Raw genomic sequence first — 26,737 nt, forward strand, 5'->3', positions numbered from 1 at the left:
CGGACGGCCCGTGATTTCACGCTAGAAGGGCGGGGGAGTGCCCCGTCGGCTCAGCCGTACAAGAATGCACGGCCGATTTTGGAACGGCCCGGACTCGCCCGGCTCAGGCGGCCGCGCGCGTCTCGAGCTCGGTCATCGGCCCGATCATGCGCACTGCGGCGAGTTCGGACGCCTCGGCATCGACGGACTCGGTGGCCGTCTCGACCGAGTCGCTCGCGACGGGGTCGGCCCAGACGATGAGCGGTGCGGGCTCCCAGCCGAGGGCCATCGACTCTTCACCCGCGGGCACGACGACGGCGACCGAGTCGCGCTCGTCGAGGATCGCACGGGTGAGCTCGGCCGCGATCTGGTGCGTGAGCATCGCGTGGAAGATGCGATCGGTGTCGCCGTCGGAGCGACGGACCAGCGACCATCCGCCGCCCTGGCCGATGAACTCGGAGAGGCGGGCGTTCAGGAGTTCGAAGATGTGCTCGCCACGCAGGTCGGCCGCGGTCGGGCGCGGCGGAGTCGCGGCAGGAGCGGCAGCGTGTGCGGAGGCCTGGGCGGCAAGCCGTGCGCGGCGCCAGCGGCGGAACATCGGTGGCCCCTCTCGGTCGTGGTGCAGCGGGTACTGCGTCGTCTCGGGTCGTTCGTCCCAGTCTCGGGCACGGCGGCGCGGATTCCGAATGACACGCCGGGCGGGCGCGGCGTCGGCGCGCTATTCGCCGAGTTCGGTGCGCTTCGTCTCTTCGGCGACCGTGCCGATCGCGATCGCGAGGCTCGCGGCCCACGACACCCACATCAGCAGCAGGCGCCAGTCGCGCGGACCGTCGAGCGTGGTCTTTGCCACGCCGATCCCGCTGATGACGGCGCTGATCACGGCTCCGCTGAAGAGGTACTTGCGCATGTCCGCCACGCTACCGTGCGGTGAACACCGGCTGTGAGTCATCCGTGAATCTGACCGATCGTGCAGGATCTGACCGATCGGTCAATTACCGTCGAAGCATGCCCACCGATGCGACCCTCCCCTCGCGCGCCCGAGCCAGCGACGAACTGCTGCGCACCGCGCTCGAGCAATTCGCGACCGTCGGCTTCGCCGGCACCTCGCTGCAGCAGATCGCCGACCATGCCGGGTACTCGAAGTCGAGCGTGCTCTACCACTACGCCTCGAAGGAGGCGCTGCTCGAGGCCGCGATCACGCCGGCCATCGAACGCCTCGAGGCACTCGTCGACGACTTCGCCGAGGGGCGCCGTTCCGACGCCGCACGCGGCGTCTTCATCACGCGCTTCGTCGACCTGCTGCTCGGCGAGCGCCTCGCCGTGCACCTCTTCGTCAGCCAGGGGCACTCCCTCGGCGGCATCCCGATCGTCGAACGCGGCAACGCCGCGATCCGGGTGCTCGCCGATGCGATCTGCTCGGGCGCCACCCTCGTCGAGCAGATGCGGTTCGGCGTCGCCCTCGCGGGCGCGACGTACGCGCTCGTCGCCGGCGCCACGTTCTTCGACGACGTCGAGATGAGCGAACTCACGAACTCCCACGACGACGACGAGATGCGCGCCGCGCTCGTCGAGGTCGTCTCCGAACTCCTCCTCCCGGCCGACGGCCGCCAGACCCGATAGGCCCCGCCCATGGCTCTCCTCCTGCACCGCATCGGCCGCTTCGCGTACCGCCGCGCCTGGCTCGTCATCGTCACCTGGGTGCTCGCGCTCGGCGCCCTCCTCGGCGCCGGCCTCGGCCTCGGCGGGCAGCTGCAAGATTCGTTCGCCATCCCCGGCACCGAGTCCCAGACCGCGATCGACCAGCTCGCCGCCGTCTTCCCGCAGACCGCGGGCGCCTCGGCGAAGGCCGTGATCGAAGCGCCCGAGGGCGACACCGTCGACGCCCCCGACGCCCGCGCCGCCATCGAGGACATGGAGGCCGAACTCGAGGACCTCGACGGCATCGCGAGCGTGCTCGGCCCGTTCGACGAGTACGCGGGCGACCAGATCTCGGGCGACGAGCGCACCGCCTACATCCAGATCACCTTCGACGGTCAGGTCACCGACGTGACCCCCGAGATGCTCGACGCGGTCACGGCGACCGGCGAGCTCGGCCACGACGCGGGCCTCGAGGTCGCCTTCGGCGGCGACGTCTTCCAGGAGACGAGCTTCGGCCTCACCGTCACCGAGGTGTTCGGCGTGCTGTTCGCCGCCGTCGTGCTCATCATCACCTTCGGCTCGCTGCTCTCGGCGGGCATGCCGCTGCTCACCGCCCTCGTCGGCGTGGGCGCCGCCTCGGGCGGCATCCTCATCGTCGCGGCCTTCGGCACGGTGTCGTCGACCGCCCCGATGCTCGCCGTCATGATCGGACTCGCGGTCGGCATCGACTACGCGCTGTTCATCCTCTCGCGGCACCGCAATCAGCTCGCCCGCGGCCAAGATCCAGAGGACAGCGCCGCCGAGGCGGTGGCCACCGCCGGCGGTGCGGTCGTGTTCGCCGGGCTCACCGTCATCATCGCCCTGCTCGGCCTCCTCGTGGTCGGCATCCCGTTCCTCAGCGTCATGGGCGTCGGCGCCGCCTTCGCGGTGCTCATCGCCGTCATCGGCGCCGTCACCCTGCTGCCGGCGCTCCTCGGCGTCTTCGGCAAGCGACTCGCGCCGAAGCCCGGCAGCCGCGCGCACCGCCGCGCGAACGCGGCCGACGACGGCGGCAAGCCGACGATGGGTCGACGCTGGGTCGACCTCGTGCTGAAGGCCCCGGTCGTCTTCGTCGTGCTCGTCGTGGGCTTCCTCGGCGCCGCCGCGATCCCCGCCGCGAGCCTCGACCTCAACCTGCCGAACAACGCGGGCTCGCCGGGCTCCACCCAGCGCGAGGCCTACGAGATGATCGAGAGCGGCTTCGGCCCGGGCTACAACGGCCCGCTCATCGTGACCGTCGACATCACGCAGACGACCGACATCTTCGACGACCTCGACGCGATCGGCGCGCAGCTCGCCGAGCTCGACGACGTCGCCTACGTCGGCGAGGGGCTGCCGAACGAGACCGTCGACACCGCCATCATCCAGGTGGTGCCCGAGAGCGCCCCCGATACCCCCGAGACGAAGGCGCTCGTCGAGGAGATCCGCGAGCTCGCGCCCTCGATCGAGGCGGAGTTCGGCACCGCCATCGCCGTCACCGGCTACACCGCCGTCGCGATCGACATCTCGAACCGGCTCGCCGACGCGCTCATCCCGTTCGCGCTCATCGTCGTCGGGCTCTCGATCGTGCTGCTGCTCATGGTGTTCCGCTCGGTGTTCGTGCCGATCAAGGCGGCCCTCGGCTTCCTGTTGTCGGCGTTCGGCGCGATCGGCGTCACCGTGGCGATCTTCCAGTGGGGATGGTTCGCCGAACTGCTGCACGTCGAGCCGGGGCCGATCCTGAGCTTCCTGCCGATCCTGCTCATGGCGGTGCTCTTCGGGCTCGCCATGGACTACGAGGTGTTCCTCGTGTCGGGCATGCGCGAGGAGTACGTGAAGACGAAGGAGCCGCGGACCTCGATCGTGCACGGCTTCCAGCACGCCGCCCGCGTGGTCACGGCCGCCGCGCTCATCATGTTCTTCGTCTTCTTCGCCTTCGTGCCCGAGGGATCGGGGGTCATCAAGGGCATCGCGTTCGCGCTCGCGATCGGCGTCGCCTTCGATGCCTTCCTCGTGCGCATGACGCTCGTGCCCGCGGCCATGGCGCTCGCAGGCCGCGCCGCCTGGTGGCTGCCGAAGTGGCTCGCGCGGATCCTGCCCGACGTCGACATCGAGGGCGAGGGGCTGCGCGCCCACCTCGAGCAGGAGGAGTGGGCCGCCGCGCGGCCCGCCGCGATCAACGTCGACGAGGCCGTGTTCGGGCTCGCCGAGCGCCCCATCGGCCCGCTCTCGACCGAGGTGCCCGCCGGCGGCGTGCTCGTCGTGCGCGGCGAACCCGTCGACCGCCGCGTCGTCGCCGCGACCCTCGCCGGCCGCCTCGCGCCCGTCTCGGGACGCGTCGCCGTGCAGGGCACGCCGTTGCCGACCGGGCAGGGTCGCGTCATGCGCCACGTCGCGATGGCCGAGGTCGCCTCGGATGCCCCGACGGGCACCACGGTCGGAGAGCTCATCGCCGCACGACTCGATGCGACGAGGCCCTGGTACCGCCTCGGCGTCTCCGGCTCGCAGGTGCGCGACTGGACGGAGCGCGCGGCCCGTGCGCTCGCCGGCTCCGCGCCGCTCGCCTCGGGTGACGGCGCGCCCGTCGCAGCCGCCGCTCGTTTCGACGCCGACACCCCGCTCTCCTCGCTCGGCGCGGAGGCCCGCACGGTCGTGGCCGTCGCCGCCGCGCTCGCCGAGCGGCCGAAGCTCGTCGTGCTCGACCTCGACGACGAGCCCAGCGGGGCGAGCCCCGCGCTCTGGGCGGCGCTCGACGCCCTCGTGCCCGCGACGGTCACCCTGATCGTCGGCCTCGGCGCCGATGCGCCGGCACCCGATGCCTCGGTCGCGCTCGCCGCCCGTGGCATCCGCACCCTCGAACCCGTCTCGCGCAGCCTGGAGGCACACCGATGAGCACCCGACTCTCCCGCCTGTTCGGCTCGACCCCGGCGCAGCGCCGCACGCGCTTCGGCGTGCTCGTCGCCGCGGTCGTCGCCGTTCCGCTCGCCGTAGCCGGCCTCGTCTCGGGCGCCCTCGGCGGCGCGACCGACAACCTCGCCGAGATTCCGGCGGTCGTCGTGAACAACGACGAGATGGTCACCATGACGCTGCCCGACGGCACCGAGCAGCCGGTGCTGGCCGGTCGCCAGCTCGTCACCGAGCTCACCGGCGCCGACTCCGCCGGTTTCGCCTGGACGATCTCGAACGACGAGGAGGCCTCCGAGCTCCTCGCATCGGGCGACGCGTACGCCGTGCTGACGATCCCGTCCGACTTCTCGGAGTCGGTCACCTCGATCTCGGGCCAGGCGCCGACGCAGGCGAACCTCGACATCCGCACCGACGACGCGCACGGCTACCTCGCCGGTTCGGTCGCGCAGTCGGTCGGCGACGCGATGTCGACCGCGTTCGGCCGCGAGCTGACCGCCCAGTACCTCGAGGGCTTCTACACGAACCTCGCCCAGATGGGCGGCTCGCTCGGCGAGGCGGCCGACGGGGCGACGCAGCTCTCGAGCGGCATCGGCACGCTGTCGGGCGGGCTGGGCAAGCTCTCCGACGGCGTCGGGCAGGCGGCCTCGGGCGCATCGGATGCCGCGAGCGGCGCGTCGGCGTACGCCGACGGGGTGGCGCAGTACACCGACGGCGTCGACGGCATCGCGAGCGGGCTCGGCTCGTACTCGGCCGGCGTGACGAAGTACACGCAGGGGGTCGACGGGATCGCCGGCGGGCTTGCCGAGCTCTCGACGCAGACGAAGGACCTCGGGCGGCTCGGCACCGGTGTCGTCGACTACACGGCGGGCGTGACCTCGCTCTCGACGAACTACGACGCGCTCGAGCCCGGGCTGCTCGCCCTCATCGACCAGACGGTCTCCGGCGCGACCGGCGGACTCGCCGACTGCTCGACTGAGCCTTTGCCGGCGCAGCTCGCCGAGCTGTGCGCCATGCGCGACGGCGTCGTCGGCATCGGCGACGGCGCATCGGCTCTCTCTGCTTCGGGCACGGAGCTCGCGGCCGGTGCGGCCGGGCTCGCCCCGCTCCAGGGCGGCATCGCGCAGCTCTCGTCCGGCGCCTCGCAGCTCTCGGCCGGCTCGGCCGGCCTCCGCGACGGCGCCTCGGGGCTCGCCTCGGGCGCGCAGCAGCTGTCGGCCGGTTCGGCCGGCCTCAGCGACGGCGCGACGGGGCTCGCCTCGGGCATCGGCGAACTCGCCGGCGGCCTCGGCGAACTGCAGGCCGGTGCCGACGGAGCGACCGACGGCGCCACGAAGCTCGCCTCGGGCGCAGATGATCTCGCCGACGGCCTCGCCTCCGGCGCGAAGGAGGCGCAGCAGCTCGGCGACATCGATGCCGAGCAGACCGCCGACGTCGTCGCCGAACCCGTCACGGTCGACGCCACCCGCGACAACGAGATCGCCTCGACCGGGGGAGTGATCGGCATGCTGTTCGTGCCGATCGGCCTCTGGCTCGGCGCGATGGCGATGTTCCTCGTGTTCCGCCCGTTCGGGCGCGAGGCACTGCGGAGCACCGCCTCGACCGGCGGCCTCGTCTGGCGGGCGCTCGCCCGTGCCGGACTGCTCGCACTCGCGCAGGCCGTGGCCGTCGTGCTGCTGCTGCACGGCACGATGGGCGTCGCGTGGAACCTGCTGCCGCAGACGCTCGCATTCGCCGCGCTGCTCGCACTCGTGTTCACCGCGCTGCACGCCTTCTTGACGGTGTGGCTCGGGCGCGCGGGTCTGCTCGTCTCGCTCGTGCTCGTGGCGCTGCAGCTCACCGCAGCCGGCGGGCTCGTTCCGATCGAGGTGCTCGCGGGCCCCTATCAGGCGATCAGCCCGTTCCTGCCGCTCACCTGGGCGGTGCAGGGCATGCAGTCGATCATCGCGGGCGCGGCGGGCGGCGGAGTCGTCGCCGGCGCGGCCGGAGTGCTCGCGCTCTTCGGGCTCCTCGGAGTGGTCGGCACCGCGTTCGTCGTGGGCCGGCGCCGAGGCATCCGCTCGATCGGATTCGCGGCGACCGCGCTCGGCTGACGCCGGAGTCGGTCGAGCAACGACGAAGGAGCGTATCGAGACCACGGCAGGTGGTCTCGATACGCTTCGCTACTCGACCGACGGGGCCGGCGGCAGCGCCGCGATCGCGCTCACCTCGATGAGTGCGCCCGGCACCCCGAGCGCGCGCACCACCGCGGCGGTCACGAGCGGAGGGGCGCCTGGGCCGGCCAGGCGCGGCGCGATCGCGCCGTACGCCGCCCCGAGATCGGCGCCCTCGGCGATGAGCACCGTCCACTGCACGACGTCGGCGAGGCTCGCGCCGGCCGCCTCGAGCGCAATGCTCGCGTTGTCGATCGCCCGGACCGACTGCGCGGCGACGTCGACGGAGACGACGGCCCCCGTCTCGTCGACGCCGTTCTGGCCGCCGAGGTAGATCGTCGTCGCGCCGGGCGGCACGACGGCGACGTGGCTGAATGCGGGGCTCACGACGAGCCCTGCGGGTTGCAAGCGTGTGATCTCCATGTCTCGACGATCGCACCGACCGCCGACACCGCACTGTTAGCCTGAGGACAGCGCGAGGAGGGACATCCGCTCTATGAACGCCCCCGAACCATCACGCGACGACCTGTACGTCGATGCCGCCTACGACATGATCGTGGTCTCGAACCGCCTGCCCGTCGACTACCAGGCCGGGCCCGACGGCGAGACGCAGTGGAAGAGCTCGCCCGGCGGGCTCGTCACCGCACTCGAACCCGTCATGCGCGCCGCCGACGGCGCCTGGATCGGCTGGGCCGGCGTCGCCGACCGCGAGTTCGACCCGTTCGAGCACGACGGCATCTCGATCATCCCGGTTCCGCTCAGCGCCTCCGAGCTCGAGGAGTACTACGAGGGCTTCTCGAACGACACGCTCTGGCCGCTCTACCACGACGTGATCGCCCCGCCCTCGTTCCACCGCGAATGGTGGGACGCCTACGTGCGCGTCAACCGCCGCTTCGCCGAGGCCGCCGCGCGCGCGGCGTCGCCCGGCGCCGTCGTCTGGGTGCAGGACTACCAGCTGCAGCTCGTGCCGCGGATGCTCCGGGAGAGCCGCCCCGACCTCGTCATCGGCTTCTTCAACCACATTCCCTTTCCCGCATACGGCATCTACTCGCAGCTGCCGTGGCGTCGCCAGGTCATCGACGGTCTGCTCGGCGCCGACGTCATCGGCTTCCAGCGCGCGGCCGACGCGGGCAACTTCACCCGTGCGGTGCGTCGCCTGTTCGGCTACGCGACGCGGGGCAGCGTCATCGACGTGCCGGATGCCACGGGGGAGGTGCGGCACGTCGTCGCGCGGCACTTCCCGATCTCGATCGACGTCGCGGGCTTCGAGGAGATGGCCAGGCGCCCCGAGGTGCAGGCGCGGGCGCGCGAGATCCGCGCGAGCCTCGGCGACCCCGAGACGGTCATGCTCGGCGTCGACCGGCTCGACTACACGAAGGGCATCCGGCACCGGCTGAAGGCCTTCGGCGAGCTGTTGCGCGACGGACGTCTCACGGTCGAGCAGGCGACGCTCGTGCAGGTCGCGAGCCCGTCGCGCGAACGCGTCGAGACGTACCGGCAACTGCGCGACGAGATCGAGCTCATGGTGGGGCGCCTGAACGGCGACCACTCGACGCTCGGGCACGCGGCGATCGCCTACCTGCACCACGGCTACCCCCGCGAGGAGATGGTGGCGCTCTACCTCGCCGCGGACGTCATGCTCGTCACGGCCCTGCGCGACGGCATGAACCTCGTCGCGAAGGAGTACGTCGCCTGCCGTTTCGACGAGGACGGGGTGCTGCTGCTCAGCGAGTTCACGGGCGCCAGCGACGAGCTGCGTCAGGCGGTGCTCGTGAATCCCCACGACATCGAGGGCCTGAAGGACGCGATGGTCGAAGCCGCGTCGATGCCGAAGCGCGAGCGCACGCGCCGCATGCGGGCACTTCGCCGACGCGTGCGCGAGAACGACGTGGCGAACTGGTCGGCGAGCTTCCTGAAGACGCTGACCGGTGCCGGGATCATCGAACCGGGCGTGCCCGAGACGCTCGCCGCCGCCCTGCGGCGCATCGCCGGCACCGAGCGGCTGCTGATCGCCCTCGACTTCGACGGCACGCTCGCGCCGCTCGTCGATCGCCCCGAGGACGCACGGGCGACCGCTCGGGCCCGGGCCGCCGTCGAGCGGCTCGCCGCCTCAGACGACACCCGCGTCGCGATCGTCTCCGGGCGAGCGCTCGGGAGCCTGCGCGAGGTCGCCGATCCGCCACGCGGGGCGCTGCTCAGCGGCTCGCACGGCGTCGAGCTGCAGCTCGACGGCGGCGAGGTCATGATCGAGCTGCGCGACAGCGAGCTGGGCGAGCTGCGTCGGCTCGACGCCATCCTCGAAGAGGTCGCCGCGCGGGCCGACGGCGCCTGGGTCGAGCGGAAGCCCGCGGGCTTCGCGCTGCACACCCGCAAGGTGTCGCAGGCCGCCCGCGGCAGCGAGCTGCAGCGCGAGGCGCGCGAGCAGGTCGAGCAGGAGCTGCCCGAGCTCACCATGCGCGGCGGCAAGGGCGTCGTCGAGTTCTCGGTGCGCTCGAGCGACAAGGGGGAGGCGCTCACCCGGCTGCGCCAGCACGCCGGCGCGAGCGCCGTGGTCTACATCGGCGACGACGTCACCGACGAGGACGCCTTCGCCACGCTCGAGGGAGACGACGTCGGCGTCAAGGTCGGGCAGGGCAAGTCGCTCGCGACGCACCGGGTGCGCAGCCCCGACGACGTCGCCGAGCTGCTCGAGCGCCTGGCCGAGGAACGTGACACACAGCGCGGGGGCCCCTCGCGCTGGCCATAGACTCGATCCATGTCGGAGTTCGATCCCAAACCGCGTAGTCGTACTGTCACCGATGGCATCGAGGCCATGACGAGCCGGGGCATGCTCCGCGCCGTCGGCATGGGCGATGCCGATTGGGACAAGCCCCAGATCGGCATCGCGAGCTCGTGGAACGAGATCACGCCGTGCAACCTCTCGCTCGGCCGCCTCGCGCAGGCCGCGAAGGAGGGCGTGCACGGCGGCGGCGGGTACCCGCTGCAGTTCGGCACCGTCTCGGTCTCCGACGGCATCTCGATGGGCCACGAGGGCATGCACTTCTCGCTCGTCTCGCGCGAGGTCATCGCCGACTCGGTCGAGGTCGTCATGCAGGCCGAGCGCCTCGACGGCTCGGTGCTGCTCGCCGGCTGCGACAAGTCCATCCCCGGCATGCTCATGGCGGCGGCACGACTCGATCTCGCGAGCGTGTTCCTCTACGCCGGCTCGATCGCCCCCGGCTGGGTGCGCCTCTCCGACGGCACCGAGAAGGACATCACGATCATCGACTCCTTCGAGGCGGTGGGCGCGGTGAAGGCCGGCACGATGTCGGAGGAGGACGCCAAGCGCATCGAGTGCGCCTTCGCCCCCGGCGAGGGCGCCTGCGGCGGCATGTACACCGCGAACACCATGGCCTCCGTCGCCGAGGCCCTCGGCCTCTCGCTGCCGGGATCGGCGTCGCCCGCCTCGGCCGACCGCCGCCGCGACTACTACGCGCACCGTTCGGGCGAGGCCGTCGTGAACCTGCTGAACAAGGGCATCACCGCGCGGCAGATCCTCACGAAGCAGGCCTTCGAGAACGCGATCGCCGTGGGCATGGCGCTCGGCGGCTCGACCAACATCGTGCTGCACCTGCTCGCGATCGCCCGCGAGGCCGAGGTCGACCTCACCCTCGACGACTTCAATCGCATCGGCTCGAAGGTGCCGCACATCGGCGACCTCAAGCCCTTCGGCAAGTACGTCATGAACGACGTCGACCGTCGCGGCGGGGTGCCGGTGCTCATGAAGGCGCTGCTCGACGCGGGCCTCCTGCACGGCGACGTGCTCACCGTCACCGGCAAGACCATGGCAGAGAACCTCGCCGAGATGAACCTCCCCCCGCTCGACGGCGAGGTGCTGCACACCCTCGACGACCCGATCCACGAGACTGGCGGGCTCACGATCCTGCACGGCACGCTCGCACCCGAGGGCGCGGTCGTGAAGACGGCCGGCTTCGACGCGGCCGTGTTCGAGGGCCCCGCACGGGTCTTCGAGCGCGAGCGAGGCGCGATGGACGCGCTGACGAACGGCGAGATCAAGCACGGCGATGTCGTCGTGATCCGCTACGAAGGCCCGAAGGGCGGCCCCGGCATGCGCGAGATGCTGGCCATCACCGCGGCCATCAAGGGCGCCGGGCTCGGAAAAGATGTACTACTCTTGACGGACGGTCGATTCTCAGGCGGCACAACCGGCCTGTGCATCGGCCATCTGGCACCCGAAGCAGTAGACGCAGGTCCTATTGCTCTCGTGCGCGATGGTGATCTTATTCGGGTCGATATCGCAGCCCGGTCCATCGACCTACTTGTCGACGAGGCCGAGCTGGCCGCCCGCCGTGAAGGCTGGGCTCCGCTTCCCCCGCGCTACACCCGAGGCGTTCTCGCGAAGTACTCCAAGCTCGTGCGTTCCGCCGCTGAAGGCGCCACGACGGGCTGAGCGCTGCGCTTCCCGCACCCATCGCCCACCAGAACAGGAATCGAATGACCACGGAATCGACCCCCGTGCCGTCGCCCGCTGCAGTGCCGTCAGGCGCACCCGTGGAGATCACGGGCGCCGAGGCGGTCGTCCGTTCGCTCGAGATGCTCGGCATCACCGACGTGTTCGGACTCCCGGGCGGCGCCATCCTCCCCGTCTACGACCCGCTCTTCGAGAGCAAGAAGCTCCGGCACATCCTCGTGCGCCACGAGCAGGGCGGCGGTCACGCCGCGACCGGCTACGCCGCATCGAGCGGCAAGCTCGGCGTCACCATCGCGACCTCGGGCCCCGGCGCGACGAACCTCGTCACCGCCATCGCCGACGCGCACATGGACTCGGTGCCGATGCTCGCGATCACCGGCCAGGTGTTCTCGACGCTCATGGGCACCGACGCCTTCCAGGAGGCCGACATCGTCGGCATCACGATGCCGATCACGAAGCACTCCTTCCTCGTGAAAGACCCCGCGGAGATCCCCGCGACGATCGCCGCCGCGGTGCACATCGCGACGACGGGTCGGCCGGGCCCCGTGCTCGTCGACATCACGAAAGACGCCCAGCAGGCGAAGTTCTCGTTCCGCTGGCCCCCGAAGGTCGAGCTGCCCGGCTACCGTCCGATCACGAAGGCGCACGGCAAGCAGGTCACGGCCGCGGCCCAGCTGATCGCCGAGGCGAAGCGCCCCGTGCTGTACGTCGGCGGCGGCGTGATCCGGGCTCGCGCCTCCGACGAGCTGCTCACGCTCGCCGAGACGACGAAGGCCCCGGTCGTGACGACGCTCATGGCCCGCGGCGCGTTCCCCGACTCGCACCCGCAGCACCTCGGCATGCCCGGCATGCACGGCACGGTGCCTGCGGTGCTCGCGCTCCAGGAGTCCGACCTCATCGTCGCGCTCGGCGCCCGCTTCGACGACCGGGTGACCGGCAAGGCGGCGCTGTTCGCGCCGAACGCGAAGGTCGTGCACGTCGACATCGACCCGGCCGAGATCTCGAAGATCCGCACGGCCGACGTGCCGATCGTGGGCGACGCGAAAGAGGTGCTCGTCGACCTCACCGCGGCCTACCGCACCGTCACCGGCGGCACGGCCCCCGAGCTCGACGAATGGTGGGCGACGCTCGACGGCCTCCGCAGCGAGTTCCCGCTCGGCTTCACCGAGCCGCGCGACGGCCTGCTCGCACCGCAGTACGTGATCGAGCGCATCGGCCAGCTCACCGGCCCCGAGGGCGTCTACGCCGCGGGCGTCGGCCAGCACCAGATGTGGGCGGCGCAGTTCATCAAGTACGAGCGTCCGAACTCGTGGCTGAACTCGGGCGGTGCGGGCACCATGGGCTACGCGGTCCCCGCGGCCATGGGCGCGAAGGTCGCCGAGCCCGACCGCGTGGTCTGGGCGATCGACGGCGACGGCTGCTTCCAGATGACCAACCAGGAGCTCGCGACCTGCCGGCTGAACGACATCCCGATCAAGGTCGCGGTCATCAACAACTCCTCCCTCGGCATGGTGCGCCAGTGGCAGACCCTGTTCTACGACGGCCGGTACTCGAACACCGACCTGAACACCGGTCACGACACGGTGCGCATCCCCGACTTCGTCACCCTCGCCGAGGCGTACGGCGCCCTCGGCATCCGGGTGACGAAGAAAGAGGAGGTCGACGCCGCGATCAAGCTCGCGCTCGAGACGAACGATCGCCCCGTCGTGATCGACTTCGTCGTCTCGGCCGACGCGATGGTGTGGCCGATGGTGCCGCAGGGCGTGTCGAACAGCTACATCCAGTACGCCCGCGACCACTCGCCGGCCTTCAGCGAGGAGGACTGACCATGTCGACCCACGTGCTCTCGCTTCTCGTCGAGAACAAGCCCGGCCTGCTCACCCGCGTCGCGGGCCTCTTCGCCCGGCGCGGCTTCAACATCGAGTCACTCGCGGTGGGCCACTCCGAGATCGAGGGTCTCAGCCGCATCACGGTCGTCGTCGACGTCGAGGAGCTGCCGCTCGAGCAGGTGACGAAGCAGCTCAACAAGCTCATCAACGTCATCAAGATCGTCGAACTCGATCCCGCCCAGTCGGTGCAGCGCGAGCACCTGCTGATCAAGGTGCGGGTCGACAACACGACCCGTTCGCAAGTGCTCGAGGCCGTCAACCTCTTCCGTGCCCGCGTCGTCGACGTGTCGACCGACGCGCTCGTGATCGAGGTCACGGGCGACTCGGGCAAGACCCAGGCCCTGCTCAAGGTGCTCGAGCCCTACGGCATCAAGGAGATCGCCCAGTCCGGCCTCCTCGCGATCGGTCGCGGCGGCAAGTCCATCACCGAGCGCGTCTTCAAGAACTGAAACGGATGCCGCGGCGCGCGCCGCGGCGTCCCGCAACGCAACCCACACCAAGGAGAAACAGCAATGGCTGAGATGTATTACGACCAGGACGCCGACCTCTCGATCGTCCAGGGCAAGAAGGTCGCCGTCATCGGCTACGGCTCGCAGGGCCACGCCCACGCGCAGAACCTGCGCGACTCGGGCGTCGAGGTCGTCATCGGCCTCAAGGAGGGCTCGAAGTCGATCCAGAAGGCCGAAGAGGCCGGCTTCGAGGTCAAGAACGTCGCCGACGCGGCCGCATGGGCCGACGTCGTCGTCATCCTCGCGCCCGACCAGTACCAGCGCCACATCTACGCCGAGTCGGTGCGCGACAACCTCGTCGAGGGCAACGCGCTCGTCTTCGGCCACGGCTTCAACATCCGGTTCGGCTACATCGAGGCGCCCGCCGGCGTCGACGTCATCCTCGTCGCGCCGAAGGCACCCGGCCACACGGTGCGTCGCGAGTTCGTCGCCGGCCGTGGCATCCCCGACATCATCGCCGTCGAGCAGGACGCGACCGGCACCGCCTGGGACCTCGCGAAGTCGTACGCCAAGGGCATCGGCGGCACCCGTGCCGGCGTCATCAAGACGACCTTCACCGAAGAGACCGAGACCGACCTGTTCGGCGAGCAGGCCGTGCTCTGCGGCGGCACCTCGCAGCTCGTGCAGTACGGCTTCGAGACCCTCGTCGAGGCCGGCTACCAGCCCGAGATCGCCTACTTCGAGGTGCTCCACGAGCTGAAGCTCATCGTCGACCTCATGTGGGAGGGCGGCATCGCCAAGCAGCGCTGGTCGGTCTCCGACACGGCCGAGTACGGCGACTACGTGTCGGGCCCGCGCGTCATCGACCCGTCGGTCAAGGAGAACATGAAGGCGGTGCTCTCCGACATCCAGGACGGCACCTTCGCGAAGCGATTCATCGCCGACCAGGACAACGGCCAGAAGGAGTTCCTGGAGCTCCGTGCCAAGGGCGAGCAGCACCCGATCGAGACCACCGGCCGCGACCTGCGCAAGCTCTTCGCGTGGAACTCGTCGGACGACGACGACTACGTCGACGGCGAGGTCGCTCGCTGACGCTCGCGTCCTCACGCGTCGACGCAGTCGCGCGACACTGCGCCCATGGCGCACCGACTGCGTCGGCGCGGCCCGACGGCGAGGTCGCTCGCTGACGCACTCGTCGGTCGAGTAGGCGCGCAGCGCCCTATCGAGACCACGACGGCCCGCCCCGGTTCCTCCGGGGCGGGCCGTTCGCCGTCGTGCGCGAATGAGCACGGCGAATTCACCGTCCACCCCTTGTCGTGGCGGCCTCGCATGTGGTCGCATGGGGTGGCATGAGCGAACTCTCACACCGTCACCCCGAACCCGCCCCCCGCTGGTGCTCGTGCGCCGTCCCCGACGGGGACGCCGCGGCCCCGTCGTCCTCCGGCCTCTCACGACGCAACGTCCTCATCGGCATGTCGGCCGCCGGCGCCCTCGCGGCCGCCGGGTGGCCGGGGGTCGCGAACGCCGCGCCCGGCGACAAGTCGGTGACCATCACCGTCATGGGCACCTCCGACCTGCACACCAACGTCGTCAACTGGGACTACTACAAGGACGCAACGTACAGCGACAGCGCGGGCAACGCCGTCGGCCTCGCACGGGTCGCGAGCGTCGTGAAGCAGATCCGCGCCGACCGCGGCGCCGACCGCACGCTGCTGTTCGACGCGGGCGACACGATCCAGGGCACTCCGCTCGGCTTCTACTACGCGACGGTCGAGCCGGTCACCGAGACCGGCGCGACCCACCCGATGGCCGCGCAGATGAACGCCCTCGGCTACGACGCCGTCGCCCTCGGCAATCACGAGTTCAACTACGGCCTCGACTTCCTCGACCACTGGATCTCGCAGATGGACGCTCCGGTGCTCGCAGCGAACGCCGTGCACGCCGGGACGAAGGTGCCGCGGTACACCCCGTACACGATCACCACGCTGAAGGTGAAGGGCCGGCCGCCGATCCGGGTGGGGGTGCTCGGGCTCACGAACCCGGGCGTCGTGATCTGGGACAAGGCGAACGTCGACGGCCGCGTCGAGGTGCAGGGGCTCGTCGAGGCCGCGGCGCGCTGGGTGCCCGTGATGCGCTCGGAGGGTGCCGACATCGTCATCGTGAGCGCGCACTCCGGCGACAGCGGCACCTCGTCGTATTCGGGAGACCTCCCGGTCGAGAACGCGGCTGCGCTCGTCGCCGAACAGGTCGCCGGCATCGACGCCATCCTGTTCGGCCACGCGCACCGCGAGGTACCCGAGCGCTTCGTCACGAACCTCGCGACGGGCAAGCAGGTCATCATGAGCGAGCCGAAGAACTGGGGGCAGCGCGTGAGCGTCTTCGACCTCGGGCTCGAGTTCGAGCGGGGGCGGTGGCGCGTCGCGACGAGCACGGCGATGACGGTCAACACCAACACCGTCGTCGACGACCCCGAGTTCGTGGCGCTCGTGCGCGGGCAGCACGACGCGGTGGTCACCTACATGAACACCGCGGTCGCGAACTCGACCGAGGCGATGTCGGCGGCCGAGGCCTGCTGGAAGGACACGGCGATCCTCGACTACGTCAACGTGGTGCAGACCGAGACGGTGCGCGCCGCGGTCGCGGGCACCCCCGAGGCATCCCTGCCGATCGTCTCGATCGCCGCGCCCTTCAACCGCGCCGCGAGCTTCCCGGCCGGGCCGGTCACCATCAAGGATGTCGCGGGCCTGTACATCTACGACAACACGCTCATGGCCTCGGTGCTGACCGGCAAGCAGATCAGGGAATACCTCGAGTTCTCGGCCGAGTACTTCACGCTCGTCGCCCCCGACGCTCCGGTGGACCCCGCCGCGTGGACGAACGCCCCGACCCCGAGGGCGGCATTCACGCCCGACTACAACTACGACCAGTTCTCGGGCGTCGAGTACACGATCGACCTCTCGAAGCCGATCGGGCAGCGCATCTCGCCGCTCAGCTACGACGGCGCGCCGGTGGCCGACGACCAGCGGTTCCTCGTGGCCGTCAACAACTACCGGCAGTCGGGCGGCGGAGGATTCCCGCACATCGCCACGGCGCCGGTCGTGTACAACGCGCAGGTCGCGATCCGCGAGGCGATCGTGGCGTACGCCTCGGCGGCCGGAACGATCGACCCGCCGAGCTTCCACGTCGAGAACTGGAAGCTCGTGCGGAACGGCGTGCCGGTGTTCTGAGTGCCGGTACCCGGCCGACGGCATCTCGGATGAACGACGGCCCGCCCCGGAAGGGGCGGGCCGTCGTTCGCGGTCGGGGCGTGCTACTCCGCGGCCGGCGTCTCCTCCGTGGCATCCTCGTCGGAGGGCTCGTCGCCCTCGGCCGGCGCCTCATTGGCGGGGGCGTCGACGTCGGCCTTCACGGCGTCGACCTGCTCCTGCGTGTAGCCGCAGTAGTTGACGGCCTCGCGCTCCCAGTAGCTGACGAGGCGGTCCTTGCCGGCGGCGTGCGCCTGCGCGACCGTGCCCTTGTAGATGGTGCCGTCCTGCGATTCCTTGTTGACGTCGGGCACGTCCTCGCAGACGTGGAACACCTTGCCCGACTTCGTCCAGTAGACGAGGTCCTCGCCGGTGAGCTGCGCGACGATGTTCGACTCCTCGGTGTACTGCTCGACCGAGGGCGGGGCGTAGTCGACGCCGAGCGCGATGGCGCCGCCGCCGATCACGATCGCGATGATGCCGGCGAGCGCCTTCTGCTTGCCGTCCATGTCCTTGTTCGTGAAGATCAGGATGATCAGCGGCAGGAACGCGATGACCGCGATGATCGCGCCGAGCTGGTTCTGCACGAAGAAGCGGACCTTGTCCTCCTTCGAGGCCGGGTCGAGGCGGTTCGCCTGCTTCCAGAGCAGCGAGCCGCCGATCGCGAGCGCGCCGATCACGACGATGAGGGTGATCAGCAGCCACATGACCACCGGAACCTGCCGGAGCACCCAGAAGATCGTGAACGCCTCACCGGCGATGGCGAGCAGCCAGAGGCCGCCGGCGATCAGGCGGAACCGCGTCGCCTTCTGCTTCGCCTCGGGCGTCGGCGTCCAAGCGGGCGCCGCCGTCGTCGTCGTCGATCCCGCCTCCGCCTGCCCCGCGGGCGTCTCGACCCGTACGACCTTCTTCTTGCGCTGCTCTGCCACGTCGTCCCCTCATGATTGTGTGCCGCGATGAGCATATTGGACGGCGCGCACCCGGGGATAGTGGGTGTCGCGCTCGTGGGCCGGAGAGCCGAACGGCCCTGTTCAGCCGTCCGAGGCGCGGCTGAGGGACGCGCGGGTCAGGGCGAGTCGGGTCAGGCCGGCGGGATAGGGCAACTCCGCGGCGAGACCCTCGGCCGCGGTGAACCCGTTCTCTGCGAGGCGGTCCTCGCCGAGCATTGCGAGCGCGGCGGCGTGGACGATCCGGGCCTCGACCTCGGCGAGGCGCTCGCCGTGCGCTGCCGCCCTCGTGGACTCGCCGGCGGCGATCCGCTCGGCGGTGACCGCGTCGCCGAGGCCGAGATGTGCCTGCGCGACGGTCGTCGCCGAGTGGTGAGGCAGCGCTGCGAGCACTCGCAGGGCCTCGTCGTGCTCGCCGATGTCGACGAGCCACTCGGCACGCGTCTGACCGACTTCGTCGAGGGCCTGACGGTCGGATGACTCCTCAGCGACACCCTGGGCCCGATCGAGCAGGGGCAGCGGATCTTCGTGTCGTCGCATGCGCACTCGCGCGAGGGCGACGAGCGCGTACGGCGTCGACAGGCCGGCCTCGTCGGCGGGCGCGGCGACGGCCGCTTCCGCCAGAGCCTCGGCCTCGTCGATCTCATCGACGAGCAGGTGGAGCTCGGCGAGGTTCGCCTGCTCGAAGGCCAATGACAGCCGTTCACCGGATCGTGCGGCGAGCTCGAGCGCACGGCGCCCCGTCGCGAACGCCTCGGACAGCCGACCCGACCTGCGGGCCTGCTCGCGCTGGACCGACAGCACGGACGCGAGGATCTGCGGATCACCGTACGCTTCGGCGTGCGGAAGCGCCTCGTCCGCGACCGGACCCGCCTCGGCGATGCGCCCGTCGAGCGCGAGCGAGACCGCCTGGTACTGCAGCGCACGTGCGAACAGGCCGCGCCGCGCGGGCTCCGTCGTCCGCTGGGCGACGTCCAGGGCCCGACGCGCGAACTCGACCGCGTCGGCGTACCGCCCGGTCACGAGCAGGGCCCTGGTGTGGGCCAGATGGTGGCTCGTCGCGGCGAGCGCCCCCGTGTCGTTCGTGACCGGATCCGCATCGAGCACCGACAACGCCTCCTGCGGGGCCGCAGTGCTGATGACCACCTCCGCGATGCGGGCGGTCGCGAGGATCACGCCGTCTTGATCGCCGCGTCGCCGCAGCTCGCCGAGCGCGTCTCCGAGCACCGCGCGCGCCTCGTCGAACCGTCCGGTGCGCTGCAGCACGATGCTGCGGTCGAGGCGCACCCACGCCGCTTCGGCGCTCACCGCGTCGAGTCGGCTGATGAGTTCGGTGTAGTAGAGGTCGGCGGTGTCATTGGCGCTCAAGCTCGCCGCACGCTCGGCGGCGCGGCGGAGGTAGGTGGTCGCACGAGGGTCGTCGGCGCGGACGAGGTGCGTCGCGAGCGCATCGACGGCGTGCGGTCGACGACGCAGCACCACATCGGCATACGCGCTGTGCAGCACCTGACGGCGGACGGCGGAGAGTTCGTCATAGGTGGTCAGGCGGACGAGCGGGTGCTGGAACACGAGCCCGGGGACCGGTCGACCGTCGATGACGACGTCGCGCTCGAAGAGCACGGCTGAACCGAGGGCCGCATCGACCGCCTCCGCGGTCTCGCCCGTCGACAGCGGGGGGTGCAGCACCGTCGTCGCGACATCGACGACTTCGGCGATCGCGGCTTCGCCGCCGGCCGTCGCCACGACCTCGGCTACGCGGCGCGCGGCCATGGGCAGCCGCGCGAGGCGTGCGGCGACGAGTTGACGGACCCCGGTCGACGTCTGCGGGCGGTCGCCGAACGACGCCTCGGACTCCCGGGCCAGTTCGATCGCGAACAGGGGATGTCCGAGGGACAGCTCCCACACCCGTTCGGACGCATCGGCGCCGGCGATATCGGTGGCGAGCGCAAGGCAGTCCGCCCGGTCGAGCCGCGGCACCGTCAGCGTCGTCGCGAGCCCGTCGCGTTCGAGCGCGTCGAGCACCGCGCGCCGCGGATCGCCCGAGGCGAGCTCGTCGTCGCGCAGCGTGGCGATCGCACGCCACGGCGACCGTGAGGTCGTCGCTCGGCGGGCGAGGCTGACCAGCAGCTGGAGGGTGCCGAGATCTGCAGCATGCAGGTCGTCGAGCACGAGCAGCACCGGTGCCGACCCGGCGAGATCCTCCAGCAGTGCGGCGACCGCCTGGAAGAGGCGCCGGCGTTCGTCGTCGGGGCTGCGCTGCAGCTCGGGCGAGGTCGTGCCGAGGCTCGGGAGGAGCCCGGCGAGTTCGGGGTACTCACCGCCGACCCGGGCGCGCTCGACCGCGGAGCGGCCCGAGAGCCAGCCGTCGAGCGCTTCGACCACTGCGCCGTACGGCGCCTGCCCCTCGGTGTCGTGCCCGGCTCCCCAGAGCACGATCGCCCCGTTCTCGAGCGCCGCGCGGGCGGCCTCGGCGACGATGCGGGTCTTGCCGATGCCGGCCTCGCCCGCCACGAGCAGCACGCCCGGCGCGCCCGAGGCGCCGAGCCGCGCGATCGCATCGGCTCGACCCCGCACCGGCGTGGTGGGGGCGATTCGCAGCGCCGGTGGCGGAAGCACCGTGTCGTCGGCCGCCCGTACCGCGCTGCCGGGGGCCTCGAGCGCCCGCTGATGGAGCTGTTCGGTCTGCGGACCGGGGCGCACCCCCAGTTCTTCGTCGAGCGCTTCGCGACAGGCGTGGTACTGGTGGATCGCCTGACGCCGCAGCCCGAGCGACAGGTACGCCCGCATGATCGCGCGGTGGGCGCGCTCCTCGGCCGGGTGCTCGACGAGCACCTCGCGCGCCACGGCGATGGCGTCCTCGGCTCGCTCGGCGTCGAACAGCGCGTCGCCGAGCTGCAGCAGGATGCGCAGACGCGCCTGCGCGAGCCGGTTGCGCAGCGGCTCCGCCCAGGTCGCGTAGCGGTCTTCGGGGAGCAGCTCGTCGGCGAGCGCCTCGGCGGCCGCGGCCAGCTCGGGGATTCCGCCGGCGTCGAGCGCGGACGCGGCGAGCCGGTCGGCCGCCTCGGCGTCGATCCACACGGCGCCGGGGTCCAATCGAAGGAGGGTGCCGTCGCTCGTGAGGTAGCTAGACGGTCGCCGCGCCGCGAGCTCGGGTTCGAGGGCGCGACGCGCGGCGTGGAGCGCGACGCCGAGGCTGCGCGCAGCGGCCTCGGGCGAGGCATCCGGCCAGCACACGGCGATGAGCTCATCGCGATGCATCCGGTGGTCGGGGACGACGGCCAGCAGCTTCACCAGCGTGCGGGCGCTCGGTCGGGCCCATTGGTCCGGCGGCTGGACGCCGCCGTCGCGCGTCGCACGGAAGCCCCCGAGCAGGTGCAGACGCAAGCGTGGTGCGGCCGACGCATCGCCCGCATCCGCCGTGGCATCCGTCGCACTCGCCATGCCTCCGAGGGTAGTCGGCCGCAGACCGGCGTCGGCCCCTCCTCCCGAACGGGAGGAGGGGCCGACACGCTCGTGGAGGCGAGCCTCAGGGGGCGTCGATCGTGGCGAGCACGAACTGCCGCATCGCCGTGAACGGCGTCGAGTAGGCCGAGCCGAAGAGGCCCGCCGCCCGGTCGGTGCTGCGCAGGTCGAAGTTGAGCGACACCGCCTCGACGCGTCCGTCGCCGTCGAGGTCGGCGAGCGCGAGCTCGTTACCGGCGAGCACGTCGATCTCGGCCAGCGGAGCCAGGAACCCGGTCGACGGCTCGGTGAGCGACGACGCCCGGTAGGAGGTGAGCCCGCCCTCCGAACCGGCCACCACGATCCGCTCGCCATCGGGAGTCGTCGCGAAGCCGGCGTCCCGCATGGTCGCGACGGTGCGCATGACGTTGTCGTTCCCGTCGGCGCCGAACGTCGTGATCGTGCCGGTCGTCACCGCCATCAGGCCTTCGGGGCCGGTGAACCAGCCGCCGAGGTTGTGGGGGCCGCCGAGGCGAGCGGCGTGCAGCACCTCGCCGGTCCGTCCGTCGCGGACCTCCATGAACATCGCCACCGGGAGGGTCGGCGAGGGGCGGCTGAGCCACGTGTACACGACCGCGTGCCCGTCGGCGTACGGGATTTCGGGTGAGGCGAACGTCGCCGCCCGCTGCGTGGCACCGTAGATCGTGCCGTCGAGACCGAGATCGGCGGGCACGGAGGGGGTCTGGTTCCAGACGACGGAACCGTCGACCGCGTCGAGGGCGGTCGCCCCGAGCGTCACGTCCTCGGGCGCGAGCTCGAGCGAGCCGCGCGAGGAGTACTCGGCGTAGACCCGGCCGCTGCCGAGCGAGACATCGCCGAACACGACGTCATCGGCCGGCCGGTACTGCCACGCGAGCTTGCCGTCGCCGTGGAAGACCCGGACCGAGTCGGTCGACAGCACGAGCTCGGCCTTGTGATCGCCGTCGAGGTCGGCTGCGGCGACGGTGCGGACGAACTGCCCCGCGCCGTCGATCGTGCGGATGACCTTGCCGCTGTTCGCATCGACCACCGCGGCGGCGCTGTCGGCCGCGACGACGATCTCGTCGCGGCCGTCGCCGGTCGTGTCGGCGAGTACGAGCTGCTGCACCGAACCCGGGACGACGGCCGTCCACAGCGGCACGCGCTCCCCGGCGACGAGGGCTCGGCCGTCGTAGGCGAACAGACCCTGGGAGTTGCCGCCGACGATGAGGTCGTCGGCACCGTCGCCGTTGAGGTCGGTCGCGACCGCCGACGAGGAGTTCGCCTGGAGCGGGGTCACCCCGGACTGCTTGCCGGAGCCGAGGTTGTACGTGCGGATGTTCTGCAGCGCATCCACCGTCCGTACGCGGACCTCCTTGCCGTTCACGAGCAGCTGCGACCACAGCTGCGACGCCGCGGTGCCGGTGTGCTCCCACTTGACGGCACCATTGTTGCCCGCGAGGGCGGTGATGCGGCCGAACCAGCCGCTGCCGCGGTTCTCACCGGTGTCGGACTTCGCGTCGTCGCGAGCATTGACGACGACCCGCCCGTCGGCGATGGCGACGCCCCACGCGAGCGGGCCGTCGCTGTCGTTCGACGCGTCGCGCTTGACGGTACGGGTCCATCGCTGCGCTGCCGTGTCGCCGTCGAGTGCCCGGATCGTGGAGGCGTTGAAGGCCATCGACCCGTCGAGGGTGGCCTCGCTGACCACGATCTCGGATGCGCCGCCGTCGCCGAGGTCGCCGATCGCCGAGGCGAGGGGCATCGCGTTCACCCGTGTGTCGAGCACGGCACGCTCGCCGTCGGCGAGGGCGTACGACACGACCTGGTACTGCACGCCCTCGTTCGCGTCGGACTGCTCGAGCGCGATGAGGCGCTCGCGCGAGGCATCCAGACGCAGCTGGCGGGAGTACAGGCGGTCGGTCGCCGCCCACTTCACGCCGCCGTCGCGGCTGTCGATCACGATCGTGTTGCCGCTCGGAACCGCCGCGAGGGCATCCTTGCGGCGGTCCCATGACGCTGCCAGCAGGCCGTCGCCGATCGGCTCGAGGTCCGCCCAGCCCGACACCCTCGGAGCGTTCGGGTCGTAGGTCCACGTCGAAGCGACCTCGAGCGCGTCGCCCGCCACGTCGAACGTGAGACCGCTCATGGTCATCTTCGAGCCGGCCGGCGCGTTGACGTTGAAGACCGGCGAATCGGCGACGACGAGCGTGCCGTCGACGAGTTCGAGCGAGTACACGGCCGCGTAGAGCTTCGACCACAGGGTGCGGCCGTCGGCGCCGTCGACGATCGTCACGAACGTGCCGGTCGACGGCGTTCCGACCATCGGCCGGTAGGGGGTCGCGCCGACGCTCGCCGTGAACGCGAGGTCGGCCACGCCGTCGCCGGTGAGGTCGCCGGTGGCGAAGCCGTCTTCGGAGGCGGGCGTGAACGGCGACACCGCGTTGTAGCCGACCACGATCCGGGCCGGGTACGGCTCGATCTGCCACGGGCGCGCGGGCTTCACGCCCCAATCCGCGTACCACGACGTATTGTCGCGACGCCAGACCTCGGTGCCCTCGGCCGTCAGCCGCTGCACGATTCCGAGCGAGTCGATCGCGAGGTAGTCGTCGCCGGCACCGCCGATCGGCACCGTCTGCACCATTCCGTAGTCGCCTTCGAACGCCGCGCGAGCGGTGAGCTTCCACGAGGCAGGCGTCGCGGCATCGAGTTCGTTGCCGCCGGATGCCTCGGGGTCGGCGACCGTCTCGGTCTCGGTCTCGGTCTCCGACGGCGACGGCGCGTCGGTGCCCGTCGTGTCGTCGCGGTAGAGGTCGGCCTGGGCGCGAGCGGTGAGCTCGTCGACCTGCTCGGGCGTGAGCACGAGCAACTCATCCGTGCCGTCGGCCGCGAACGCGGGCGAGACCATGCCGAGGGTCATCGTGACCGCCGCGCACGCGGCGGCGATGCCGACTCCTCGGCGTTGTCTGCGGGTGAACATCATGCTGCCTTTCCGATGAAGGTGATGGCCGAGCCGTCCGTGACGACCGGCTCGTTGAAGGAGTACTGCAGGGCGTCGGTGCCGGTGAGGTTCTCGATGCCGATCGTCGCCGACGACCCGCGTTCGAGCGGGGAGCCCGCGACATCCTTGTACTGCAGGGTGATGTCGCCGGTCTTCTCGTCGAAGACGACTTCGAACGAGAGCCGGACGCCCGGGTCATCGGCGATCGCGGCGTTGTTCCAGACGATCGCGAAGCGACGCGCACCGGCGGTGCCGGTGGTCGCGGTCTGCACGCTCGACTTCTTGTCGATCACGAGGTCGTCCCAGTACGCGGCGATGATGCCGTTCGGCGCGGTCGCCGTCGGCAGGGCGCCGTTGGCGTAGTCGCCGATGCGGGGAGCGGCGAAGTTCACGAGGCCGTTCGTGGTCACGGAGGTCGAGGTGAACGTGGTTCCCGAGAACGAGACCGGGAACGGCAGCGCGATGGTCTTCGCGTCCTCGTCGCCCGAGATCGCGACCTTCGACACGCCCTTGATCCACGAGTAGCTCGCCGGGCGGCACGACGTCCCCGCCGCATCGGTGCGCGCGGGCAGATCGATGTCGTTCGCGGTGTCGGCCCCGACGATGAGTTCCGCGCGCGAGACGCCGTTGCAGAGCACCGGAGCGGCAGGCGCGGCCGCGAGCGAGAACGTGCCTTCGGCGACGTCGGGCAGCGTGTAACGGCCCTGCAGGTCGGTGGTCACGGCGGGTACCGGGGTGTTCTCGAGCGCGACGGTGACGCCGGCGAGCGGAGCGCCGACCACGTCGCGCACGATGCCCGTCACCGCGTGGTGCGCGACGGTGTCGAGCGCGAGGTCGTGCGTGGCATCGGAGCCGGCGGTCACCACGTAACCCGCATCGACGAGGGGCGCGTAGCCGTAGCCGCTCAGTTCGAAGGTGTACGTGCCGGCCGGCAGCACCGCGCGATAGGCGCCGCTCGCGTTGGTCGTCGTCGTGCGGTCGAACCCGTCGCCGGTGACGTGCACGGTGAGGTTCGGCAGCACGGCGCCGGTGGCGGAGTCGGTCGCGGTCCCGGTGATGATCGCGCGCGTGTGCGGTGCGGCGTCGACTGCGGCGAGCACGTCGAGCTTGCCGTCGCCCCAGACGTTGTTCCGTGCAGGGGTGCCGCCGCAGTGGGTGTCGTCGACGTCGCGCGCGGCGTCGTTCATCAGTGCCTGCGTGGCCTCGATGTCGCCGATGAGGCTCGGGGCCTCGGCCCAGAGCAGACCCACCGCTCCGGCGAGGTGCGGTGTCGCCATCGAGGTGCCGTTGAGCGCCTGGTAGCGATTGCCGGGGATGGCGGAGCGCACGTTCACGCCGGGGGCGGTGATGTCGGGACGGAGCGATCCGTCGACGGGCGAGGGCCCGAAGCCCGAGAACGAGGCGATGTTGCCGTTCGCGTCGTACGCGCCGACGCCGTAGACGTCGCCACGACCGCCGGGTGCGGCCGTCGTCGAGCAGGTCACGCCGTCGCCGTCGTTGCCGGCGGCGAACGCCTCGAAGATGCCGGCCGAGTTCCACGCCTTGATGAGGTCGAGGTAGAACCACTGGTCGTCGCTGCCGCCCCACGAGTTGTTGATGATGTCGGGGGAGAGGTCGGGACGGGGGTTCTGCCCGTTGTGATCGGTGGGCGCGAGCATCCACTGGCCGGCGAGCAGCAGGTACGCGTCGGTGCAGGAACGGCCCTCGCAGCCCTTCGCGGCGATCCAGGTCGCGCCCGGTGCGACGCCGATGCCGCCGGCGCCGACCATCGTTCCCATGGTGTGGGTGCCGTGGTTGTTGTTGTCGCACGGTGCGGCGGTGGTGCAGACCCCGGTCGGATCGAACCAGTTGTAGTCGTGCGAGAACGTGCCGTCTCCGAGGTTGCCGCGGTAGTTCGCGACGAGCGCGGGGTGGTCGTACTGCACGCCGCTGTCGATGTTCGCGATGACGATGCCCTCGCCGTCGACACCGTACTGCGACCAGACCTGCTCGGCCTTGATGTCGGCGATGCCCCATTCGACGGGCGTCTCGGCGGTGACGGACACGGCGTCGACGGCCGCTTCGGTCGACCCCTCGACCACGGTGGCGTCGAGTTCATAGCTCTGCTCGGGAACGATCTGCGCGACGTCCTTGCGGCTGGCGAGCTCTTCGATGAGGTCGACGTCCGACGAGGTGGCGCGGATCGTGTTCGCGATCCAGTACGGCTCGTACGACACGTCGTGCTTGTCGAGGAAGTTGCGGAGCGGCCGCTGCGTGCTCGCCGCGGTGGCGGTCAGCTCCTCGTAGGCGAGCGTCGCCTTCTTCTCGTGGCCCTTCGCCGTGCGAGCGCCCGAGAGGTCGGCCTTCTCGGCGAGCACGATGTAGAAGGCGCTCTCGTCGCCGTTCCGCGCCGCATCGAGTACGGACCGGTCGATCTTGTCGGCGCCGGCGTCGGCGGGTGCGGCGAGCGCCGGCGGCGCTGCGATGACGAACGCGGCCGCCGCGGCGGCGGCCGCCAGCGAGGCCAGCCACGCTCGGGCGGTTCTGTGCTTGTGCATGTCGAATTCCTTCAGGACGGTTGACGGCTCCGGTCCCGCGAACGGGC

Annotated in this window: 15 protein-coding genes and 1 pseudogene; 9 read left to right on the forward strand and 7 right to left on the reverse strand. The window is 71.1% G+C overall.

What is annotated here, in order from left to right:
* Positions 1 to 103: 103 nt before the first annotated feature.
* Together GQQ93_RS14200 and GQQ93_RS14205 are read right to left on the reverse strand one after the other, a co-directional pair.
* Positions 104 to 577: a hypothetical protein gene (locus GQQ93_RS14200; protein ID WP_157424874.1), complete on the reverse strand. Its 474-nt coding sequence runs from the start codon at positions 575 to 577 to the stop codon at positions 104 to 106.
* Positions 578 to 697: 120 nt separating this feature from the next.
* Positions 698 to 886 carry a hypothetical protein gene (locus GQQ93_RS14205; protein ID WP_157424875.1) on the reverse strand — a complete coding sequence of 63 codons (189 nt, stop codon included), beginning with the start codon at positions 884 to 886 and terminating at the stop codon, positions 698 to 700.
* 98 nt (positions 887 to 984) lie between these two features.
* On the opposite strand from GQQ93_RS14205, the gene GQQ93_RS14210 reads away from it, so the two are divergent.
* From GQQ93_RS14210 to GQQ93_RS14220, 3 genes are read left to right on the forward strand one after another with little or no spacing between them, the layout of a single operon-like run.
* Positions 985 to 1,599 (forward strand): TetR/AcrR family transcriptional regulator, encoded by a 615-nt coding sequence (locus GQQ93_RS14210; RefSeq protein WP_157424876.1) that lies wholly within the window; start codon positions 985 to 987, stop codon positions 1,597 to 1,599.
* 9 nt (positions 1,600 to 1,608) lie between these two features.
* Complete coding sequence (locus GQQ93_RS14215) at positions 1,609 to 4,527, forward strand: MMPL family transporter (RefSeq protein ID WP_157424877.1); 2,919 nt, start codon at positions 1,609 to 1,611, stop codon at positions 4,525 to 4,527.
* The gene (locus GQQ93_RS14220; RefSeq protein ID WP_157424878.1) at positions 4,524 to 6,632 is read left to right on the forward strand and encodes a YhgE/Pip family protein; all 2,109 of its coding nucleotides are present in this window, start codon (positions 4,524 to 4,526) and stop codon (positions 6,630 to 6,632) included. The genes GQQ93_RS14215 and GQQ93_RS14220 overlap by 4 nt, the downstream gene beginning before the upstream one ends.
* A 69-nt stretch (positions 6,633 to 6,701) precedes the next feature.
* On the opposite strand, the gene GQQ93_RS14225 is transcribed toward GQQ93_RS14220, so the two are convergent.
* Positions 6,702 to 7,115, reverse strand: a complete 414-nt coding sequence (locus GQQ93_RS14225; RefSeq protein ID WP_157424879.1) for a RidA family protein — start codon at positions 7,113 to 7,115, stop codon at positions 6,702 to 6,704.
* A gap of 73 nt (positions 7,116 to 7,188) precedes the next feature.
* On the opposite strand from GQQ93_RS14225, the gene GQQ93_RS14230 reads away from it, so the two are divergent.
* From GQQ93_RS14230 to GQQ93_RS14255, 6 genes and pseudogenes are all read left to right on the forward strand, one after another.
* Complete coding sequence (locus GQQ93_RS14230; protein WP_157424880.1) at positions 7,189 to 9,438, forward strand: bifunctional alpha,alpha-trehalose-phosphate synthase (UDP-forming)/trehalose-phosphatase; 2,250 nt, start codon at positions 7,189 to 7,191, stop codon at positions 9,436 to 9,438.
* Positions 9,439 to 9,447: 9 nt separating this feature from the next.
* Positions 9,448 to 11,142: a dihydroxy-acid dehydratase gene (ilvD, locus tag GQQ93_RS14235; protein ID WP_157424881.1), complete on the forward strand. Its 1,695-nt coding sequence runs from the start codon at positions 9,448 to 9,450 to the stop codon at positions 11,140 to 11,142.
* Between the two features lie 44 nt (positions 11,143 to 11,186).
* Positions 11,187 to 12,989, forward strand: a complete 1,803-nt coding sequence (locus tag GQQ93_RS14240; RefSeq protein WP_157424882.1) for an acetolactate synthase large subunit — start codon at positions 11,187 to 11,189, stop codon at positions 12,987 to 12,989.
* Positions 12,990 to 12,991: 2 nt separating this feature from the next.
* The gene (gene ilvN / locus GQQ93_RS14245) at positions 12,992 to 13,501 is read left to right on the forward strand and encodes an acetolactate synthase small subunit (RefSeq protein ID WP_157424883.1); all 510 of its coding nucleotides are present in this window, start codon (positions 12,992 to 12,994) and stop codon (positions 13,499 to 13,501) included.
* Positions 13,502 to 13,549: 48 nt separating this feature from the next.
* Positions 13,550 to 14,593, forward strand: a pseudogene (ilvC, locus tag GQQ93_RS14250) (ketol-acid reductoisomerase); the annotation flags it as partial.
* A gap of 257 nt (positions 14,594 to 14,850) precedes the next feature.
* A complete protein-coding gene (locus GQQ93_RS14255) occupies positions 14,851 to 16,728 on the forward strand; it encodes a 5'-nucleotidase C-terminal domain-containing protein (protein ID WP_157424885.1) in 1,878 nt (625 codons plus the stop codon).
* 83 nt (positions 16,729 to 16,811) lie between these two features.
* Here GQQ93_RS14255 and GQQ93_RS14260 read toward each other — a convergent pair whose 3' ends face one another.
* From GQQ93_RS14260 to GQQ93_RS14275, 4 genes are all read right to left on the reverse strand, one after another.
* Entirely contained in the window at positions 16,812 to 17,675 is an 864-nt protein-coding gene (locus GQQ93_RS14260) for a hypothetical protein (protein ID WP_157424886.1), read from the reverse strand.
* Between the two features lie 102 nt (positions 17,676 to 17,777).
* A complete protein-coding gene (locus GQQ93_RS14265) occupies positions 17,778 to 21,134 on the reverse strand; it encodes an ATP-binding protein (protein ID WP_157424887.1) in 3,357 nt (1,118 codons plus the stop codon).
* Between the two features lie 85 nt (positions 21,135 to 21,219).
* Positions 21,220 to 24,135, reverse strand: coding sequence for an FG-GAP-like repeat-containing protein (locus GQQ93_RS14270; protein WP_157424888.1), 2,916 nt, complete (start codon positions 24,133 to 24,135; stop codon positions 21,220 to 21,222).
* The gene (locus GQQ93_RS14275) at positions 24,132 to 26,690 is read right to left on the reverse strand and encodes a S8 family serine peptidase (RefSeq protein WP_157424889.1); all 2,559 of its coding nucleotides are present in this window, start codon (positions 26,688 to 26,690) and stop codon (positions 24,132 to 24,134) included. The genes GQQ93_RS14270 and GQQ93_RS14275 overlap by 4 nt, the downstream gene beginning before the upstream one ends.
* Positions 26,691 to 26,737 lie beyond the last annotated feature (47 nt).

Origin of the sequence: Agromyces lapidis, from assembly GCF_009749405.1 — a bacterium.
Lineage (GTDB): Bacteria > Actinomycetota > Actinomycetes > Actinomycetales > Microbacteriaceae > Agromyces > Agromyces lapidis.

What these genes read in the sequence shown, in the direction of transcription:
- GQQ93_RS14200 (WP_157424874.1), bottom strand. Translation starts at nt 577, where the DNA reads ATGTTCCGCCGCTGGCGCCGCGCACGGCTTGCCGCCCAGGCCTCCGCA.
- GQQ93_RS14265 (WP_157424887.1), bottom strand. Translation starts at nt 21,134, where the DNA reads ATGGCGAGTGCGACGGATGCCACGGCGGATGCGGGCGATGCGTCGGCC.
- GQQ93_RS14205 (WP_157424875.1), bottom strand. Translation starts at nt 886, where the DNA reads ATGCGCAAGTACCTCTTCAGCGGAGCCGTGATCAGCGCCGTCATCAGC.
- GQQ93_RS14220 (WP_157424878.1), top strand. Translation starts at nt 4,524, where the DNA reads ATGAGCACCCGACTCTCCCGCCTGTTCGGCTCGACCCCGGCGCAGCGC.
- ilvD (WP_157424881.1), top strand. Translation starts at nt 9,448, where the DNA reads ATGTCGGAGTTCGATCCCAAACCGCGTAGTCGTACTGTCACCGATGGC.
- GQQ93_RS14210 (WP_157424876.1), top strand. Translation starts at nt 985, where the DNA reads ATGCCCACCGATGCGACCCTCCCCTCGCGCGCCCGAGCCAGCGACGAA.
- GQQ93_RS14240 (WP_157424882.1), top strand. Translation starts at nt 11,187, where the DNA reads ATGACCACGGAATCGACCCCCGTGCCGTCGCCCGCTGCAGTGCCGTCA.
- GQQ93_RS14275 (WP_157424889.1), bottom strand. Translation starts at nt 26,690, where the DNA reads ATGCACAAGCACAGAACCGCCCGAGCGTGGCTGGCCTCGCTGGCGGCC.
- GQQ93_RS14225 (WP_157424879.1), bottom strand. Translation starts at nt 7,115, where the DNA reads ATGGAGATCACACGCTTGCAACCCGCAGGGCTCGTCGTGAGCCCCGCA.
- GQQ93_RS14215 (WP_157424877.1), top strand. Translation starts at nt 1,609, where the DNA reads ATGGCTCTCCTCCTGCACCGCATCGGCCGCTTCGCGTACCGCCGCGCC.
- ilvN (WP_157424883.1), top strand. Translation starts at nt 12,992, where the DNA reads ATGTCGACCCACGTGCTCTCGCTTCTCGTCGAGAACAAGCCCGGCCTG.
- GQQ93_RS14270 (WP_157424888.1), bottom strand. Translation starts at nt 24,135, where the DNA reads ATGATGTTCACCCGCAGACAACGCCGAGGAGTCGGCATCGCCGCCGCG.
- GQQ93_RS14255 (WP_157424885.1), top strand. Translation starts at nt 14,851, where the DNA reads ATGAGCGAACTCTCACACCGTCACCCCGAACCCGCCCCCCGCTGGTGC.
- GQQ93_RS14230 (WP_157424880.1), top strand. Translation starts at nt 7,189, where the DNA reads ATGAACGCCCCCGAACCATCACGCGACGACCTGTACGTCGATGCCGCC.